This is a genomic window from Flexivirga sp. YIM B11880, assembly GCF_058148645.1.
Window position 1 is genome coordinate 23,586 of record NZ_JBMAMH010000012.1, and the last position, 16,997, is coordinate 40,582.

At 68.9% G+C, this 16,997-nt stretch carries 18 protein-coding genes and 1 riboswitch; of the genes, 3 read left to right on the plus strand and 15 right to left on the minus strand.

The genetic code is table 11. The features are described 5' to 3' along the window. The first annotated feature begins 27 nt into the window (after nt 1-27). Nucleotides 28-1,296, plus strand: coding sequence for a pyridoxal phosphate-dependent aminotransferase (locus ACN8HC_RS15600; RefSeq protein WP_490075759.1), 1,269 nt, complete (start codon nt 28-30; stop codon nt 1,294-1,296). Next, entirely contained in the window at nt 1,293-1,892 is a 600-nt protein-coding gene (locus ACN8HC_RS15605) for a histidine phosphatase family protein (RefSeq protein WP_490075760.1), read from the plus strand. The genes ACN8HC_RS15600 and ACN8HC_RS15605 overlap by 4 nt, the downstream gene beginning before the upstream one ends. 112 nt (nt 1,893-2,004) lie before the next feature. On the opposite strand, the gene gcvP is transcribed toward ACN8HC_RS15605, so the two are convergent. The 12 genes from gcvP to ACN8HC_RS15665 all read right to left on the minus strand — a co-directional run bounded on the left by gcvP (nt 2,005) and on the right by ACN8HC_RS15665 (nt 12,364). After that, the gene (gcvP, locus tag ACN8HC_RS15610) at nt 2,005-4,872 is read right to left on the minus strand and encodes an aminomethyl-transferring glycine dehydrogenase (protein ID WP_490075761.1); all 2,868 of its coding nucleotides are present in this window, start codon (nt 4,870-4,872) and stop codon (nt 2,005-2,007) included. A 74-nt stretch (nt 4,873-4,946) separates the two neighbouring features. After that, nucleotides 4,947-5,039: riboswitch (glycine riboswitch) on the minus strand. 32 nt (nt 5,040-5,071) lie between these two features. Next, a complete protein-coding gene (locus tag ACN8HC_RS15615; RefSeq protein WP_490075839.1) occupies nt 5,072-5,611 on the minus strand; it encodes a MerR family transcriptional regulator in 540 nt (179 codons plus the stop codon). A 213-nt stretch (nt 5,612-5,824) separates the two neighbouring features. After that, a complete protein-coding gene (locus ACN8HC_RS15620; protein ID WP_490075762.1) occupies nt 5,825-6,313 on the minus strand; it encodes a bifunctional nuclease family protein in 489 nt (162 codons plus the stop codon). 10 nt (nt 6,314-6,323) lie between these two features. Continuing rightward, nucleotides 6,324-7,007, minus strand: a complete 684-nt coding sequence (gene ftsR / locus ACN8HC_RS15625; protein WP_490075763.1) for a transcriptional regulator FtsR — start codon at nt 7,005-7,007, stop codon at nt 6,324-6,326. Further along, nucleotides 7,004-7,498: an FHA domain-containing protein gene (locus ACN8HC_RS15630; protein WP_490075764.1), complete on the minus strand. Its 495-nt coding sequence runs from the start codon at nt 7,496-7,498 to the stop codon at nt 7,004-7,006. The genes ftsR and ACN8HC_RS15630 overlap by 4 nt, the downstream gene beginning before the upstream one ends. A gap of 54 nt (nt 7,499-7,552) precedes the next feature. Continuing rightward, complete coding sequence (gcvH, locus tag ACN8HC_RS15635; protein WP_490075765.1) at nt 7,553-7,942, minus strand: glycine cleavage system protein GcvH; 390 nt, start codon at nt 7,940-7,942, stop codon at nt 7,553-7,555. A gap of 53 nt (nt 7,943-7,995) precedes the next feature. Next, nucleotides 7,996-8,739: a DUF881 domain-containing protein gene (locus tag ACN8HC_RS15640; protein ID WP_490075766.1), complete on the minus strand. Its 744-nt coding sequence runs from the start codon at nt 8,737-8,739 to the stop codon at nt 7,996-7,998. Beyond that, nucleotides 8,739-9,071: a small basic family protein gene (locus ACN8HC_RS15645; RefSeq protein ID WP_490075767.1), complete on the minus strand. Its 333-nt coding sequence runs from the start codon at nt 9,069-9,071 to the stop codon at nt 8,739-8,741. Before ACN8HC_RS15645 ends, ACN8HC_RS15640 begins: the two co-directional genes overlap by 1 nt. Continuing rightward, nucleotides 9,068-9,994 carry a DUF881 domain-containing protein gene (locus ACN8HC_RS15650; RefSeq protein WP_490075768.1) on the minus strand — a complete coding sequence of 309 codons (927 nt, stop codon included), beginning with the start codon at nt 9,992-9,994 and terminating at the stop codon, nt 9,068-9,070. Before ACN8HC_RS15650 ends, ACN8HC_RS15645 begins: the two co-directional genes overlap by 4 nt. A gap of 50 nt (nt 9,995-10,044) precedes the next feature. Further along, a complete protein-coding gene (clsA, locus tag ACN8HC_RS15655) occupies nt 10,045-10,635 on the minus strand; it encodes a cardiolipin synthase ClsA (protein WP_490075769.1) in 591 nt (196 codons plus the stop codon). A gap of 73 nt (nt 10,636-10,708) precedes the next feature. Then, entirely contained in the window at nt 10,709-11,527 is an 819-nt protein-coding gene (gene fdhD / locus ACN8HC_RS15660) for a formate dehydrogenase accessory sulfurtransferase FdhD (RefSeq protein ID WP_490075770.1), read from the minus strand. 12 nt (nt 11,528-11,539) lie between these two features. Continuing rightward, nucleotides 11,540-12,364 carry a class II glutamine amidotransferase gene (locus ACN8HC_RS15665; RefSeq protein WP_490075771.1) on the minus strand — a complete coding sequence of 275 codons (825 nt, stop codon included), beginning with the start codon at nt 12,362-12,364 and terminating at the stop codon, nt 11,540-11,542. A 203-nt stretch (nt 12,365-12,567) separates the two neighbouring features. On the opposite strand from ACN8HC_RS15665, the gene ACN8HC_RS15670 reads away from it, so the two are divergent. Beyond that, nucleotides 12,568-13,071, plus strand: a complete 504-nt coding sequence (locus ACN8HC_RS15670; RefSeq protein WP_490075772.1) for an HNH endonuclease — start codon at nt 12,568-12,570, stop codon at nt 13,069-13,071. A gap of 36 nt (nt 13,072-13,107) precedes the next feature. Here ACN8HC_RS15670 and ACN8HC_RS15675 read toward each other — a convergent pair whose 3' ends face one another. The 3 genes from ACN8HC_RS15675 to ACN8HC_RS15685 are packed head-to-tail and all read right to left on the minus strand — an operon-like array spanning nt 13,108 to nt 16,987. After that, nucleotides 13,108-14,586 (minus strand): NAD-dependent succinate-semialdehyde dehydrogenase, encoded by a 1,479-nt coding sequence (locus ACN8HC_RS15675; RefSeq protein WP_490075773.1) that lies wholly within the window; start codon nt 14,584-14,586, stop codon nt 13,108-13,110. A gap of 20 nt (nt 14,587-14,606) precedes the next feature. Further along, nucleotides 14,607-15,863, minus strand: coding sequence for an aspartate aminotransferase family protein (locus ACN8HC_RS15680; protein WP_490075774.1), 1,257 nt, complete (start codon nt 15,861-15,863; stop codon nt 14,607-14,609). Nucleotides 15,864-15,910: 47 nt separating this feature from the next. Beyond that, nucleotides 15,911-16,987 (minus strand): tartrate dehydrogenase, encoded by a 1,077-nt coding sequence (locus ACN8HC_RS15685; protein WP_490075775.1) that lies wholly within the window; start codon nt 16,985-16,987, stop codon nt 15,911-15,913. Nucleotides 16,988-16,997 lie beyond the last annotated feature (10 nt).

Genomic DNA, 16,997 nt, shown 5'->3' on the forward strand with positions numbered 1-16,997 from the left:
CGTCAGCTGCCGTGGGAAAATCCGAGGGTGCGGCCCATCAAACAGTCCAAGAAGCTCCAGGACGTCCGGTATGACGTGCGCGGACCCATCCTCGTCGAGGCCGAGAAGCTCGAAGCGCAGGGACATCGCATCCTGAAGCTCAACATCGGCAATACCGCACCCTTCGGTTTCGAGGCGCCGGACGCCGTGCTGCGCGACATGATCCACAACCTGCCGCAGTCCCAGGGCTACAGCGACAGCCGGGGCATCTATTCGGCGCGTACCGCCGTCGCGCACTACTACCAGTCGCACGGCCTGACCGACACCACGGTCGAGGACGTCTTCATCGGCAACGGTGTCTCCGAACTGATCAGCATGGTGTTGCAGGCGTTCGTCGACGACGGCAACGAGATCCTCATCCCGGCACCCGACTACCCGCTCTGGACCGGCGCGGTCTCGCTGGCCGGCGGGACGCCGGTCCACTACCGGTGCGACGAGGCCAACGACTGGAATCCTGACCTCGCGGACATCGAGGCGAAGATCACCGACCACACGCATGCGCTCGTCATCATCAACCCGAACAACCCGACCGGCGCGGTCTACTCGGAGGAAACGGTGCGTGGCCTGGTGGACATTGCCCGCCGGCATGATCTGGTGCTGATGGTGGACGAGATCTACGAGAAGATCCTGTTCGAGGACGCCGTCCACCATCACGCAGCCACCTTCGCTGCGGACGACGTGCTCTGTCTCACCTTCAGCGGCCTATCGAAGGCCTACCGCGCGTGCGGGTTCCGCGCCGGATGGCTGATGATCTCCGGGCCGAAGCACATCGCCGCGGACTTCCTCGAGGGTCTGACCCTGCTCGCCAACATGCGCATGTGTGCCAACGTGCCCGGGCAGCACGCCATCCAGACCGCGCTCGGTGGCTATCAGTCGATCAACGAGCTGATCGGTCCGGGCGGCCGCTTCTACGAGCAATCGATGACCGCCTGGCGGCTGCTCAACGAGATCCCGGGCGTCAGCTGCGTCAAACCGCGCGGGGCGCTCTATTGCTTCCCGCGGCTCGACCCCGACGTCTACCCGATCGAAGATGATCAGGAGTTCGTGATCGAGCTGCTGCGGGCGGAGAAGATCCTGGTGACTCACGGCACCGGCTTCAACTGGTTCGAGCCCGACCACTTCCGGCTGGTCACTCTGCCGGACATCGAAGTGCTCACCGAGGCCATCGGCCGAATCGCCAACTATCTGAAGGAAGTTCGCGCCGGAGCTCCCCTCGGCACCCCGGTCGTAGGCACCCCACGGACCCCGGTCGTATGACGCAGTTGCACTGCCCCGCGACCGTGCTGCTCGCCCGGCACGGTGCGGCCGCCTACGAGGCGACCACCTGGTCCGGCAAAGGCGGCTCGCTCACCCGCGACGGCCGGGCGCAGGCCGCTGCGCTCGCCGACCGGCTGCACGGCCGGCGCGTGGTGCACATCTACAGCAGCACCATGGCCCGAGCGGTCCAGACCGCCGAGATCGCCGCCGCCAAGCTCGGCGTCGACGTCACGACCCGGGGCGGGCTGCAGGAATTCAGCGTCGGGACCTACGCCGACGTCCAGCGCGACATCGACCCCTTCGCGGAGACCTTCGCCACCTGGCTCGCCGGGGACCTCTCGGCGAGGGTGGACGGCGGGGAGTCGGGCGCGGAGGTCGTCGCCCGGGCCAACACCGTGCTGCAGGACATCGCCGACGCACATCCCGGCGAGACCGTTCTCGTCATCGCGCACGGCGGCATACTCACGCTCGCCATACGCAACCTGCTGACCTTCGGATCCGGCGTCAAACCGAAGGAATTCGCCAACTGCGCGTTCGCCCAGACCGAGCTGCGCAGCGACGGCTGGCGCCTGACCGGCTGGTCCGACCCGGAGTAGCAAGTACCGAGTCGCACAGTTACCGCCGACTGGCACAGCTGTGGGTGTGCCAGTCGGCGGTAACTGTGCCAGTCGGCGAAGGGACCGGTTTCCGGCCCCGATCCGAGCGTTCTCAGTCCTCGAAGGCCTCCGGCGGCGGGCACGAGCAGACCAGATGCCGGTCGCCGTACGCACCGTCGATCCGCCGCACCGGCGCCCAGTACTTCCGCAGCGGGTCCACCCCGGCCGGATAGACCGCGTCCCGCCGGGAGTAGGGGTGAGCCCACTCCTCCGTGGTCAGCGACTCAGCCGTGTGCGGAGCATGGCGCAGTGCCGACTCGGCGGCGTCGACCTTGCCGTCGAGCACCTCCTGGATCTCCGCACGGATCGCGATCATCGCCTCGCAGAAGCGGTCCAGCTCCTCCAACGACTCGCTCTCGGTCGGCTCCACCATCAGCGTGCCCGCCACCGGGAACGACATTGTGGGAGCGTGGAATCCATAGTCGATCAGTCGCTTCGCGACGTCGTCGACGGTCACGCCGGACTCCTTGGTGAGGCCGCGCAGGTCCAGGATGCACTCGTGCGCGACGAGACCGTCCTCGCCGGCATACAGGACCGGGAAGTGCGAACCGAGCCGCTTGGCAATGTAATTCGCCGACAGGATCGCGGTCTGCGTCGCCTTCGCCAGCCCGGCGCCGCCCATCAGCCGCACGTAGGCCCACGAGATCGGCAGGATCGAGGCCGAGCCGTATGGCGCTGCCGAGACCGGACCGGTCTCCCCCGTGAGTTCCTCGGCGAACGGGTGCGAGGGCAGGTATGCCGCGAGGTGCTCCCGCACGCCGATCGGACCGACGCCCGGGCCGCCGCCACCGTGCGGGATGCAGAACGTCTTGTGCAGGTTGAGGTGCGACACGTCGCCGCCGAACTTGCCCGGCCGGGCCAGGCCGATCAGCGCGTTGAGGTTGGCCCCGTCGACGTAGACCTGGCCGCCCGCCTCGTGCACCAGCGAACACAGCTCGGAGATGGTGTCCTCGAACACACCGTGCGTCGACGGATAGGTCACCATGATCGCGGCCAGGTCCTGACCGTGCTCCTTGAGCTTGTCCTTCAGGTCGTCCATGTCGACTTCGCCCGTGGGCGCCGTCTTGACGACGACGACCTTCATGCCGGCCATGACCGCGGAGGCGGCGTTGGTGCCGTGCGCCGAGGCGGGGATGAGACAGACGTTGCGGTCCGACTCGCCTCGCGCCTGGTGATATCCGCGGATCGCGAGCAGCCCGGCGAGCTCACCCTGGGAGCCGGCGTTGGGTTGCAGCGACACCGAGTCGTAGCCGGTGATCTCGCACAGCCACTGCTCGAGATCGGTGATCAGCTCCCGGATGCCCTCGGTCTGGTCGGCCGGCGCGAACGGATGCAGGTTGGCGAACTCAGGCCAGGTGATGGACTCCATCTCGGTGGTCGCGTTGAGCTTCATCGTGCACGAACCGAGCGGGATCATGCCGCGGTCGAGCGCGTAGTCGCGGTCGGCCAGCGTCCGCAAATAGCGCAGCATCGCTGTCTCGCTGTGGTGCGCGCTGAAGACAGGGTGGGTCAGGATCTCGTCGGTGCGCACGAGCGCGTCGTCCCAGGCGAGACCGCCGTCCGACGGCACCGGCGCGTTGACGCCGAAAGCGCCTGCCACCCCTGCGAGTTCCTCGTCCGTCGTGGTCTCGTCGACGCTCACGGACACGTGGTCGTTGTCGACCCGCCATACGTTGATCCCGCGCTGGAGCGCCGCCTCGACGATCGAGTCGGCATGCCCCGGCACGACGGCGGTGAGCGTGTCGAAGTAGCTGTCGCTCACCAGCTCGACACCGCCGGCAACCAGCGACTCCGCGAGTCCGACGGCCTTGCCGTGCACCTCCCGCGCGATTCGCTTCAGGCCCTCGGGTCCGTGCCACACGGCATACATCGACGCCATGACGGCCAGCAGCACCTGTGCGGTGCAGATGTTGGACGTCGCCTTCTCCCGCCGGATGTGCTGCTCGCGGGTCTGCAGGGCCAGCCGGTATGCCGGGGCGCCGTCCGCGTCCACACTGACGCCGACGAGCCGGCCCGGCATGGTGCGCTCCAGGCCCTGGCGGACGCTCATGTAGCCCGCGTGCGGCCCACCGAAGCCCATCGGCACTCCGAACCGCTGGCTGGTCCCGACGGCGACGTCCGCGCCCAGGTCGGCCGGCGAGGTCAGCAGGGTCAGCGCGAGCAGATCCGCGGCGACCGTCACCAGCGCCTTGGTCTCGTGTGCCGCGGCCGTCAGCGCACGCGGGTCCCAGATCACGCCGTCGGCACCGGGGTACTGCACGACGACACCGAACACGTCACGCTCCCCCGCGGCGGCCCGCAGACCGGCAACATCGGTCACCGACCGCAGGTCGGCCACGACCAGCTCGATGTCGAGCGCCGCGGCACGGGTCTCGACGACCGCGATCGACTGCGGCATCAGCTGCGCATCGAGCAACAGCACGGCGTCCTTGGGCGCCTTCGAGCCGCGCCGCATCAGCGTCATCGCCTCGGCGACGGCAGTGGCCTCGTCCAGCAGGGAGGCGCCGGCGGTCGGCAGGCCGGTCAGGTCGGAGACGACGGTCTGGAAGTTGAGCAGTGCCTCCAGCCGGCCCTGCGAGATCTCCGGCTGGTAGGGCGTGTACGCGGTGTACCAGGCGGGGTTCTCCAGGATGTTGCGGCGCACGACCGGCGGCGTGTGCGTGCCGTAGTAGCCGAGTCCGATCATCGACGTCAGCACGCGGTTGCGGTCGGCCTTCTCGCGCAGCTCGTCGATGACGGCGGGTTCGGAGGCGGCAGCCTCGACGTCCAGCTCCTCCGAGGCGCGGATGCCGCCCGGGACGGCCTTGGCCAGCAGCTCCTCGATGCCGGTATATCCGAGCGCCTGCAGCATCGTGGCCACGTCGTCATCGGTCGGGCCGATGTGACGGGAGGCGAAGTCGGGCAGGTCGACAGCAGTCATGGGCGACACCTTCGGAGACTGGGCGGGATGACGTCTCCCCAACTGTCGTCACCGGCCGGTGTCTTCAGAGCTGCCTCAACCGGGCGGTCCTGGCGCCTGAGAGGTTCTGGGGAAGTTGCCCCTTCGGCGTCCCGACCGTGTCGGCGGGACTCTCCCACCCGGTGTCGTAAGCGAACCCAGGTTATCAGGTGACGGCAGGTCAGCCGGCGGTGCGGCGGCGGGCGCGGCGCTCGCGCAGCTCGTCACCGGGATGGTCGGCTGGCGCCTCGGCGTCGGGGCGCTCACCCGGCAGCTCCGAGAGCGACCCCTCGACCTCGCGCCAGACCGACCCGAGGGCGATCCCGAAGACGCCCTGGCCGCCGCGGAGCAGGTCGATGACCTGGTCGTCGGAGGTGCATTCGTAGACGCTGGCGCCGTCGGACATCAGCGTGATCCCGGCGAGCTCAGAGACACCGTGCTCGCGCAACACGGTGACGGCGACCCGGATCTGCTGCAGCGAGACGCCGGTGTCGAGCAGCCGCTTGATGACCTTGATGACCAGGATGTCGCGGAAGCTGTAGAGACGCTGGTGGCCCGAACCGCTCGGGTTGCGCACGGACGGCTCCAGCAGGCCGGTGCGCGCCCAGTAATCGAGCTGGCGGTAGGTCACGCCGGCCGCCCGGCAGACGGCGGGGCCGCGGTAACCGACCTGGTCGGTCATCTCCTCGGGCAGGTCGTGCGTGAACAGCGCTTCCTGCATGGGCGCGGGCGCCTTGGACTGCACCTCGTGTGCTTCACCCTTGCTGACCACGACATCCTCCATCAACTGCCCCAACGGACCGGAACACCAAGCCCGAACTCGCGCGTGATGTTCCGCAAACGTATGGCGAGCACGGTGCGGAATCAACGACCGGCGCGCGTGTCGCGGTCGCCTTTCTCGGCGTAACCTTCAACCTGAGGTCGAGATTGACCATCATGGCTCGTCCGGACCTTCATCGTGAGATTCGAAGTCCTCGGCCGAGACGTTGTCGAGAAACTCACGGAATTTCTCCACTTCGTCCTCTTCTTCCACCGGCACATCGACGCCCGCCTCGTCCAGCACGTCGTCGTCGACGAAGACCGGCACCTTGGCCCGCAGGGCGACCGCGACGGCATCCGACGAGCGCGAACTGATCCGGGTGCTGCCGTCGATCACCAACTCGGCGTAGAAGATGCCCTCCTCCATCCGGGTGATCACGACACTCGACAGTTCGTGACCGAGTCCGGTGACGACGTCGAGCAGCAGATCGTGGGTCAGCGGCCGCGGCGGGGTCACCCCCTGTTGGGCGTAAGCGATGGCGGTGGCCTCGGGGGCGCCGATCCAGATCGGCACGTATCGCTCACCGTCGCGCTCGCGCAGCAACAGGATCGGTTTGTTGGTCGGCATCTCGACCCGCACGCCCATCACGTCGACCTGTTTCACAGATCCCACGCTACTCCCGCGTGAGGTCCGCCCGCACCAGCGCAAGGTGGAGCTCCAGGCACTGACGGACAAGTTCGTCGAGGTCGACGCCGTGCGACATACCGCCCAGGCCGCGGACCAGGGCGACCTCCCGCTCGGCGGCGAGCCGAAAAGGGCGCAGGTGCCGCGCCTCGATGCCATAGGACAACAGCGTTGCCGCGGCATGAGCGACCTGCAGGTCCAGCCCGGTGTAGAGCTTCTCGTCGTCGGTCTTGATCAGGCCGAACGACTCCAGGTCGACCAAGGCACGGGTGTCCAGGCCGGTGGCGCGCTGCAGCTCGGCCCGGGTCAGCCGGAGCGCGGTGTCCTCAGGGGCTGCCGCGACCGAGACAGCAGCGAGTGCCGGATCCGCGCTGCGGGCGGGAGCCTGCGGCACGTCGTCGGCTTCGGCAGGCCGCAGGCCCCGGTCGTAGGCGTCGAGTGCCTCCGCGATGACCTTCAGCGGCCAGTACTTGTCGCGTTGGCACTGCAGCACGAAGCGGAGCCGGTCGACGTCGCGCTCGGCATAGCGGCGGTAGCCGGACGCGGTGCGTTCCGGGGAGACCAGTCCCTGGGCATCCAGGAACCGCACCTTGGACAAGGTGAGGTCGGGAAACTCCTCCTGCAACCTGCTCAGGACGGCGCCGATCGACAGGCCGGACGCCCCCGCGGTCACGACGTCGCTGCGCCGTAGAAGATGAGGCGGAACTTGCCGACCATGACCTCGTCGCCGGTCCTCAGGTCGTAGGAGTCGACGAGTGCGCCGTTGACATAGGTGCCGTTGAGCGACCCGATGTCGGTCACCGCGTAGCCGCGCTCGGTGCGACGGAACACCGCGTGCCGCCGGGAGACGGTGACGTCGTCCAGAAAGATGTCGCTGCTCGGGTGACGCCCGACGCTGACCTCCGCGTCGTCGAGCAGGAAACGGGCACCGGCATTGGCACCGCGAAGCGCCAGCAGCAGCGCCGTGCCCGGCCGCAGCGCGTCCACGGTGGCCTGGTCGGACGCGGACAGCCGGACCTCCGAGCTGACGGAGCGCTCGGCCACGCCTTCGCCGGACGCCGCGGTGAACCGGGCGGTGGCGTCGCTCGGACCCTCGCGGGGCGGCGCGGCTGCGTCGTCGCGCCCCGAGTCGCCCTGCCTGGGACCGCTGTCGTCGTTCGTCATCGAATCAACCTCGGGGGTCGTGTGCCGGATGTGTCGGAAGTGTCGATCGTACGCTCAGCCGAGGCCGGCCTTGTAGGAGTCCACGTCCTGCAGCCCGTCGAGCGCCGAACCGTCCGCCAGCTTGAGCTCGTACATCCAGCCCTCGCCGTAGGGGTCGTTGTTGACCAGCTCCGGTGTGGCGTCCAGTTGGTCGTTGACCGCGGTGACCTCGCCGGCCAGCGGTGCGTAGAGGTCACTGACCGACTTGGTGGACTCCACCTCCCCGCAGGAGTCGCCCGCGTCGACGGTGTCGCCGACCGTCGGCAGGCTCACGTAGACGACGTCGCCGAGCGCATCCTGCGCGAACGCCGAGATCCCGACCCGTACGACACCGTCGCCCTGGTCCTTCACCCACTCGTGGTCAGCGGTGTAACGCAGGTCGGCGGGGTATTCCAGGTCGCTCATGAGTCTCCTTGGACGCGAATCCGATTCGGCGGGACCGGACGAAATACGCCGGGTCACGGGTTGTCAGGCTGAGCGTAACGAGGCGTACTCGCCGCCCGCAACGCAGTCACGTCAACCCGCTCGGCGGACGTCACCGAGGGCGACGCGCCCAGCTGCCTGAGCGCGTCGACGACCCCGCCCGGGATCGCCATCGCGGTCGACATCGTGTGCGGGTCCCCGATCGCGGTGATGACGTATGGCGGCCTCAGTGGCGTGCCGTCGACCACGAGCCGGCCGTCGGTGGATTCGACGAAATAGGTGGAGGCGACGATGCGGACGTCGTTGATCTGCATCGCCTCGGCGCCGGCGTCGCGCAATTCCTCGACGGCGTTGAGCACATCGCTGGGCTTCACGACGTCCTTGGGGTCGTCGACCGTGATGCGGATGCCGGGACCGGTCGCCGGCAGCGTTCCCGCCAGGATGCCGAGCGTCTGGAGCCGGGCGGTGGCCGCCTTGAGCGCGGCCTGGTCACCGTTGTCGTCCTCGAGGTGCTTCTTGGTCGTCGTGAGGCTGTCGGCCTCCTTGCTCAGCTTCAGCGACTGCTGATTGACGCTGTCCAGCAGGGCGACCAGGTCCTCCTGCCGGAGGTTCTCCAGGCCCGAGGAGCGCGTCTCGTGGACCTGCGCGACCATCGCGAAGCCGAGCAGCAGCGCCAGCACGGTGATGTAGGCGTTGGCCCGGGTCAGCCGCGGGCGACCGGCGCGCCACAGTCGCGCCCACCCGGTGCGGACACTTTCCTTCTCCGGCTGTTCAGGCATCACGCGTGAAAGAGGTGTCGGCGAATGGCCGCCACATTGCTGAAGATGCGGACACCGAGCACGACCACGACGCCGGTGGACAGCTGAGACCCGACGCCGAGCTGGTCGCCGAGGTAGACGATCAGCGCCGCAACCACGACGTTGGACAGGAACGACACGACGAAGACCTTGTCGTCGAAGATCCCGTCGAGCACGGCACGCACCGCACCGAAGACGGCGTCCAGCGCCGCGATCACCGCGATCGGCAGATAAGGCTGCAGCGCCAGCGGCACGTCGGGGTGCAGGACGATGCCGACGACGAGGCCGACGACGAGGCCGATGGCCGGGATCATGACCCTCCCTGGGTGGTGGACGAGGACGGCGTGGCGCCGGTGGACACGTGCGCGAGCGGTGCGGTGGCCGCGGCCGGGACGTCGACTGATGCCTTGGCCGACAGATCCTCGCGGATCTTGTAGTCACTCACCAAAGCGCGCAGGTAAGCGCCACCCGCGTTACCGCGGAACCGGTCGGCGAGCTGGGGACCACCGATCACCGAGATCGCGTATGGCGGGCTCAGGGCGCGGAAGTTGACCAGGATGGCTTCCCCGGCGAAGCGGATGGCGGTCTGGCTCGTGACGCGTTGCCCGTTGATCGAGACGGCCTCCGCTCCGGCGGCCCAGAGCCCGTTGACGACGATCTGCAGGTCGGTCGACGTGATCCGGCCGGTGTCCGAGCTGTCCGTGCGCGGATTGCCCTGGGCGTCGACGCCGGAGCCCGGCGCGTCGTTGACGGTCAGCACCACACCCGGCCCGTGAGCCGCGCCGGCGCCGGTGCTCACCTCCAGCGCCTTCAGCCGATCGGCGAGCGAGGTGTCGTTCTGGTGCGCCAGCGCCTTGGCCTGCAGCGCGTTGATCTGCTTCTGCGTGGTGTTGATGGTGCGGCTGTCGGAGTCGATCTCGTGCTGCCGCTGTTTGATGGTGTTGATCAACTCGGTCCGGCGCTTGTCGGCCGCTGCCTGCGGGAGCCGCAGCGCGTGTGCGGCGACGGCCAGGCACAGCCCGATCACGACGAGCGTCACCAGCAGCAGCGGCGAACGCAGACCGGTCGACGCCGGCTCGCCCGCGGCGGCGCGCTTGTCGGCGGCTGCCCGGTAGCCCGGGTCGAGCGGTGCCTTCATCAGCTCGGTGATGAGCGACATCGACCATGCCGGGTCGGCCTGTCCGCGTCCGTTGCCGTGCACGGGAGGGCCGGCGTGCTGCTCCCCCGCTGCGGTCATGAGGTAACCGACGCCCGCGCTCGCTGCGGAGGCAATTCGTTCCTCATTGCCTACTCCGCCTGTGCCTTCTGGTGGGTCTGAACCATGCCGCGGACCTGCCCGACATACATCACTCCGGCGAGCCAGTAGAGGACCGTACCCCACCACACGAACGACCAGCCGATCGGGCGCGCCACATGCCCCCAGACGTTGTCCAGGCTGCCGAGCAGGACCAGCGGGAAGCCGTAGATCAGGCAGAACGTGGCGGCCTTGCCGATGAAGTGGACCGGCGGGATCGGCAGGCGGTGCTTGCGCAGCGCAGGACCGAGCGCGAAAACCATCAGCTCGCGCACCAGCAGCACCGCGACCAGCCACCACGGGATGATGTGCTTCCAGGCGAGCGCGACGATGGTGGACAGGATGTAGAGCCGGTCCGCTGCCGGGTCGAGCAACTGACCGAGCCGCGTGACCAGGCCGAACCGGCGCGCGATCTTGCCGTCCAGGTAATCGGTCACTCCGGAGGCGACCAGCACCCAGAGCGCCCACAGGCGATGGTCGGTGGCCATCAGCCAGAGGAAGACCGGTACGCCGACGAGTCGCCCGATGGACAGCAGGTTGGGCACCGTCCAGATCTGCCGATGCAGCGGCAACGAGTCAGTCACGGGCTCAAGGCTAAGTGGTGCCTGCGCCGGCGCGGCCGACATCCCCGGAGCGGCGCCGCCACCGTCCGGATCGTTATGGTGCGACCACTCGCTCGGGGTGGGTGCACACGGTCATCCGCCGCCCGCGGGTGTAGGCGATCAGCGTGACGCCGAGCCGGTCGGCCGCCTCGATGGCGAGACTGGACGGCGCCGACACACACGCCAGCACGGGTATGCCGGCCATCGCCACCTTCTGCACGATCTCGAAGGACGCCCGCGACGAGACCATCGCCACGCACCGCTCGGTCGGCTGCTCCTGCAGCAGCGCCCAGCCGGTGATCTTGTCGACCGCGTTGTGCCGGCCGATGTCCTCCCGGATGACGAGAGCATCGCCCTCCGCCGCGAAGAGCCCGGCGGCGTGCACTCCCCCGGTGCGCTCGAAGACCGTCTGGCCGGCACGCAGCAGCTCGGGCAGCTGCGCGATGCGCTCGGCGGGCACCCGCAGACCCACGCCGGTGAGGACGGCTGCGTCATACGCCGGAGACTGCGCGATCGCGTCGATGCTGGTCTTGCCGCACAGGCCGCAGCCTCCGTGCGAGATCAGCCGGCGCTGGGCGGTGGCGGGGACGCTCGCCTGCGAACGCAGCTGCACCTGCAGGACGTTCATCTCTTCGGTGTCGACGCAGTAGCGCGCGACGAGGACGTCGGCACGGTCCCCGATGATGCCCTCGGCCTGCAGCAAGCCGTGCGCCAGCTCGACGTCGTGCCCGGGGGTGCGCATCGTGACGGTCAGCACTTCGTCGTCGATGCGGATCTCCAGGGGTTCCTCGACGGCGACCGTCTCCACCCGCGTCGTCGCACCGTGGTCCAGGTCGATGCGAACGACCTTGTGTCTGCTGGTGATCCGTCCCATCGGCGGGCCTGGTCAGGCGCTGCGGCGCAGCGGCTCGACGATGCGTTCGGGGATCGGTGTCACCCGCGCAACTCCCCCACGGTCGTCCATCGTGACGACCGTGGCCGCGTCGACGAGCGTCACGCCGTCCTCCTCGCGCAGGATGCCGCTGGACGCGACCAGCGTCGTGCCGTCGCGCCGGACCAGGCTCAGGTCGAGGTATGGCGGGTGCGCGCTCTCGCCGACCGGCCAGACCTGCACATCGGCCGGCTCGGCCGAGGGGTCGTGCAGGCTGATCAGGTGCAGCTGACGGGGCGTGAGCAGCAGTGCGTTGAGGCTGCTGGCATCCATGCCGTGCCACCGCATCCGGGACACCACCCGTCCGGCCGCATGGGCGACGGCCGCGGGGTGCCGCTTCTGTCCGATGCTGCTGCGCAACCGGGCGAAGTAGCGCTCGCTGTCGGTGCTGCCGGCGGGAGCCGGCGCACCCGGCGGCAGCAGCAGGTCGATGCGGTCGAGCGGGGTGATGGCACCGTTGTGGGCGAACGCCATACCGTCGGCGACGAAGGGGTGGCTGTCGACCAGTTCCCGGCCGAGTCCGGGCGTCGCGAGTCGCAGATGCAGCAGCCCCCGGCGGGTGGGCGTGTCGTGGACGAAACGCGCGAAGTCGGCGTCCTGACCGGCTGCCGCCACCGAACGGTGCGCGTGCAGCTGGTCGTCGCCCTCGGCATACCAGGCGGCACCCCAGCCCTGCGCATGCACGCCGGCGAGCTCCCGCAGCCGGTCCAGAGCGACCGGTCCGAGCAGCTCGGCGACCGTGACGGAGTGGTCCGACGACCAGCCCAGCAGGCGACACATACGACCTCCGTTCCGCCGCCCGACGGCGGCGCACTGCACTACCGACCATGATGCGCTCGGCGTTCCGCCGCACCCGCAGCGGGTCACCGGAAGCACACTCGGCGCACACGCCTGCAGGAAATTCAAGAGTTCTTCGCCGATAATGGGGTGCAATCGCGCCACGAGACGGTGACCATTCCTTGGGAGAGGAAGGAGGTCAACCAATGTCGGTCCTGGTTCTGAACGCGGGCTACGAGCCGCTGCACACCGTGTCGGTCAAGCACGCCATGAACATGCTGTGGCGTGGTGTCGCCACGATCGAGGAGTCGCACCCGGAGGAGACCTTCGGCCCCTTCCCGAAGCCGACCGTGCTGCGGCTGCTGCGCTACGTGAAGATGACGTGGGCATACGCCAAACGCGGTGGCCTCAAGCTCACCGAGGCGAGCGTGAAGATCACCTGGGAGCAGTTCTCGCGCGGCACGCCGGTCTACAGCCAGGCGGGCGTCCTGAAGCGCGACCACGGGCAGTGCGCCTATTGCGGGATGCCGGTCGCGACGACGATGGATCACGTGCTGCCCAAGTCCCGCGGTGGTGTAACTGCCTGGGACAACGCGGTGGCCGCCTGCGAGCCGTGCAACCAGCGCAAGGCCGACCGCACGCCGGACGAGGCGGGCATGCGGCTGTTGTGGGAGCCGTTCGTGCCGACGCGCGAGGATCTCAGCTGGTAGGCGAGGGCCTCGCATCGCGGGGCGCGAGCCCTCAGGTCACGTGCCTAGGGTTCGCGGTATGGCGAGGTAGCGCACCTCGAGGAACTCCTCGATGCCGGTGCGGCCGCCTTCGCGGCCGAGGCCGGATTCCTTGACGCCGCCGAATGGCGCCGCCGGGTTGGAGACCAGTCCGGTGTTGATGCCCAGCATGCCGACCTCGATCGACTCCTGCAGCCGGAAGGCGCGGTCGACGTCCCGGGTGAAGGCGTAGCCGACCAGGCCCCAGTCGGTGTCGTTGGCCAGCTGCACGACCTGGTCCTCGTCGTCGAAGGCGATGATGGGTGCGACCGGGCCGAAGATCTCCTGCGACATCAACAGCGAGGTCGGTGCGACGTCGGCGAGAACCGTGGGGGCGTAGAAGAACCCGTCACGCTCCAACGGTGCGCCACCACACACCACCCGGGCGCCCCGGTCGACCGCGTCCGCCACGAGGGTCGCCACCTTCTCGACCGCCTTCGGCTCGATCAGCGGGCCGACCTGTGTTCCGTCCCTCATGCCGTCACCCACCGAGAGGGCTGTCATGCGCTCGGCCAGCCGGCGGGCGAACTCCTCGACGACCCCGCGCTGCACGAAGATGCGGTTGGCCGCGGTGCAGGCCTCCCCCATATTGCGCAGCTTGGCGATCATCGCGCCTTCCACGGCAGCATCCAGGTCCGCGTCGTCGAAGACGATGAAGGGCGCGTTGCCGCCCAGTTCCATCGAGGAACGCATCACGTGCTCGCTGGCCTGCTCCAGCAGCCGCACACCCACCGCAGTGGAACCGGTGAAGGACACCTTGCGCGCCTTGCCGCTGCGCATCCACGGCTCGACCACCGATCCGGGGTCGGAGGAGCAGACGACGTTGAGCACACCGGCCGGCAGGCCGGCCTCGACCAGGATCTGCACCAGCGCGAACGAACTGAGCGGCGTCAGATGGGCGGGCTTGAAGACCATCGTGCACCCCGCCGCGATCGCCGGACCGATCTTGCGAGTGCCCATGGCCAGGGGGAAGTTCCAGGGTGTCACCAGGACGCAGGGCCCGACCGGGGCCTTGGTCACGATGATGCGGGTCTTGCCGTCGCCGCTGAGGGTGGCGTCCCCGCCGATCCGGACCGCTTCCTCGGAGAACCACCGGAAGAATTCCGCGGCGTAGGCAACCTCGCCGCGTGCCTCGGCCAGCGGCTTGCCCATCTCGGTGGTGATGATCGCCGCCAGGTCGTCCTGCCGTTCCATCATCAGCTCATACGCCCGGCGCAGGATCTCACTGCGTGCCCGCGGAGCGGTGCGCGCCCAGGTCCGCTGGGTCCGGTCCGCGACCTCGATGGCCAGCCGAGCGTCCTCCGGACCGCCGTCGGCTATCGAGGCGATGACCTCACCGGTCGCGGGATTGACCACGTCGCAGCGCTTTCCGGTGGTCGAGCCGACCCATTCGCCGTCGATGAACAGGTCGGTGGGGACGGTGCTGACGAGCTCGCCGGCGGGGGTGGTGGTTCTCATGTGTCTTCCTTCCGGATTGGTCATCGGGTCAGCGCGTCGTCGAGGGCGAGCGCGAAGCGCTCGAGCCCGAGGTCGATCTCGGCCTCGGTGACGACCAGTGGGGGGATGAGCCGGACGACGTTGCCGGCCGGGCCGCAGGTGAGCGTGAGCAGGTCGTGTGCGGTGGTGGCCTGCTGGACGGCGGTCGCTGTCGTGGCGTCCGGTTCACCCGACTCGTCGACGAACTCGATGCCCTGCATCAGGCCCAGGCCTCGTACGTCGCCGATGCCGGAATACTTGTGCTGCAACAGTTTCAGGCCGTCCTGCAACTGGTCGCCGCGGCTCCGCGCGTTCTCCACCAGACCTTCGTCCCGGATGACGTCGAGGGTGGCGCAACCGGCAGCCGCGGCCACGGCGTTGCCGCCATACGTCCCGCCCTGGGAGCCCGGCCACCCCTTGGCCATCAGATCGGTCGGGGCAGCGATGGCGCTGATCGGGAAGCCGGACGCGATGCCCTTGGCCGTGACGAGTATGTCGGGAGTGATCGACGAGAACTGGTGGCCCCAGAACTTCCCGGTCCGGCCGCAGCCCGCCTGCACCTCGTCCAGGATCAGCAGGATGCCGTGCCGGTCGGCACGCTCCCGCAGTCCGTCCAGGAACGCCGGTGGCGTGGGCAGGTAGCCGCCGTCGCCGAGCACCGGCTCGATCAGGAAGGCCGCCGTGTCGTTCGGCGCCGTCCGGCTCAGCAGCAGGTAGTCCAGCTCCCGCAGCGCGAACTCCACTGCCGTCTCTTCGTCCCAGCCGTAGCGGAACGCGTAGGGGAACGGCGCCAAGTGGACGCCCGGCATCAACGGGGCGAAGCCCGCGGAGAAGCGCGTCCCAGCCGTCGTGAGAGATGCCGCGGCCACCGTGCGCCCGTGGAAACCACCTTGGAAAACCACGAGGTTCGGCCGCGCCGTCGCCATTCGGGCGAGCCGGATGGCCGCCTCCACCGCCTCCGAGCCGGAGTTGGCGTAGAACACCGAGTCCAGCCCCTCGGGCAGCACCTCACCGAGCTTCTCGGTGAGCTCCAACAGCGGCCGGTGCATCACCGTGGTGTACTGCGCGTGGATCACCTTGCCGGTCTGCTCACGCGCCGCTTCGACGACACGCGGATGACAGTGGCCGGTGCTCGTCACGCCGATGCCGGTCGTGAAATCCAGATAGTCGCGGCCGTCGGTGCCGTGGATCCAGCTGCCGGACGCGTGGTCGACGACGACCGGGGTGGCTTGTTTCAGAAGTGGACTCAGCGATGCCATGCGGGCTCCTTCGTTGCTCGGAAAGTGTTGGTGCGGAACGTGAGTCGTCAGGCCCGGCCGGCGCTGGACTCGATGGTTCGCAGGACCGCGGCGGTGAACTCCTCGGTGCCGGCGGAACCGCCGAGGTCGGCGGTCCGCACTCCGGCGGCCATGACCTCCTCGATCGCGGACATCAGCGCGGCAGCCGCCGCGCCCTCGCCGAGGTGGTCCAGCATCATCGACGCCGACCACAACTGCCCGACCGGATTGGCGACGCCCTGGCCGGCGATGTCCGGTGCCGACCCGTGGATCGGCTCGAACATCGACGGGTGATCGCGCGGCGGATTGATGTTCGCGCTCGGCGCGATGCCGATCGAACCCGCCAGGGCCGCGATCAGATCCGACAAAATGTCACCGAACAGGTTGGACGCGACGATGACGTCGAAATCGGCCGGTCGCAGCACCAGCGCAGCGGCCAGCGCATCGATCAACACACTGCGCAACCGGACGTCCGGGAACTGCGCGGCAACCGAGGACACGACCTCGTCCCAGAACGGCATCGAATGGATGATGCCGTTCGACTTCGTTGCGGACGTCAGGGATCCGCTCCGGGACGCCGCGAGCTCGGCCGCATACCGGGCCACCCGGCTGATCCCGCCGCGGGTGAACACGGCTTCCTGCACCGCGAACTCCTCGGCACTACCGCGGTAGGCGCGACCACCGATCGCGGAGTATTCGCCCTCGACGTTCTCCCGGACGACGACGATGTCCAGGTCCGCCACCTCGCGCAGCGGGGACACCACACCCGGCAGCACCCGGACCGGGCGCAGATTGACGTACTGCAGGAACTCCCGCCGGATCGGGATCAGCAGCCCCCACAACGTCTCGTGATCCGGCAGGTCGGGATGGCCGACTGCCCCCAGCAGGATCGCGTCGCCGTCGGACAACTGCTCAATCCCGTCGACCGGCATCATCCGGCCATGCTCGAAGAAATAGGCCGAGCCCCACTCCCGGTCCCGCCAGCCGATCCGGAAACCGTGCCGGCCGGCCAGCGCGTCCACCACACGCGTCGCCGCCGGCACCACCTCCTGACCGATGCCATCACCGGCGATGAGGTCGACCGTATAGCTGCGCCCGTCCGTCATACTCCTGCTC

Excerpts from the sequence above, each read along its gene's own strand:
- ACN8HC_RS15605 (WP_490075760.1), top strand. The coding sequence starts at position 1,293 with ATGACGCAGTTGCACTGCCCCGCGACCGTGCTGCTCGCCCGGCACGGT.
- gcvP (WP_490075761.1), bottom strand. The coding sequence starts at position 4,872 with ATGACTGCTGTCGACCTGCCCGACTTCGCCTCCCGTCACATCGGCCCG.
- ACN8HC_RS15615 (WP_490075839.1), bottom strand. The coding sequence starts at position 5,611 with ATGCAGGAAGCGCTGTTCACGCACGACCTGCCCGAGGAGATGACCGAC.
- ACN8HC_RS15630 (WP_490075764.1), bottom strand. The coding sequence starts at position 7,498 with ATGACGAACGACGACAGCGGTCCCAGGCAGGGCGACTCGGGGCGCGAC.
- gcvH (WP_490075765.1), bottom strand. The coding sequence starts at position 7,942 with ATGAGCGACCTGGAATACCCCGCCGACCTGCGTTACACCGCTGACCAC.
- ACN8HC_RS15640 (WP_490075766.1), bottom strand. The coding sequence starts at position 8,739 with ATGCCTGAACAGCCGGAGAAGGAAAGTGTCCGCACCGGGTGGGCGCGA.
- ACN8HC_RS15645 (WP_490075767.1), bottom strand. The coding sequence starts at position 9,071 with ATGATCCCGGCCATCGGCCTCGTCGTCGGCCTCGTCGTCGGCATCGTC.
- ACN8HC_RS15650 (WP_490075768.1), bottom strand. The coding sequence starts at position 9,994 with ATGACCGCAGCGGGGGAGCAGCACGCCGGCCCTCCCGTGCACGGCAAC.
- fdhD (WP_490075770.1), bottom strand. The coding sequence starts at position 11,527 with ATGGGACGGATCACCAGCAGACACAAGGTCGTTCGCATCGACCTGGAC.
- ACN8HC_RS15665 (WP_490075771.1), bottom strand. The coding sequence starts at position 12,364 with ATGTGTCGCCTGCTGGGCTGGTCGTCGGACCACTCCGTCACGGTCGCC.
- ACN8HC_RS15670 (WP_490075772.1), top strand. The coding sequence starts at position 12,568 with ATGTCGGTCCTGGTTCTGAACGCGGGCTACGAGCCGCTGCACACCGTG.
- ACN8HC_RS15675 (WP_490075773.1), bottom strand. The coding sequence starts at position 14,586 with ATGAGAACCACCACCCCCGCCGGCGAGCTCGTCAGCACCGTCCCCACC.
- ACN8HC_RS15680 (WP_490075774.1), bottom strand. The coding sequence starts at position 15,863 with ATGGCATCGCTGAGTCCACTTCTGAAACAAGCCACCCCGGTCGTCGTC.
- ACN8HC_RS15685 (WP_490075775.1), bottom strand. The coding sequence starts at position 16,987 with ATGACGGACGGGCGCAGCTATACGGTCGACCTCATCGCCGGTGATGGC.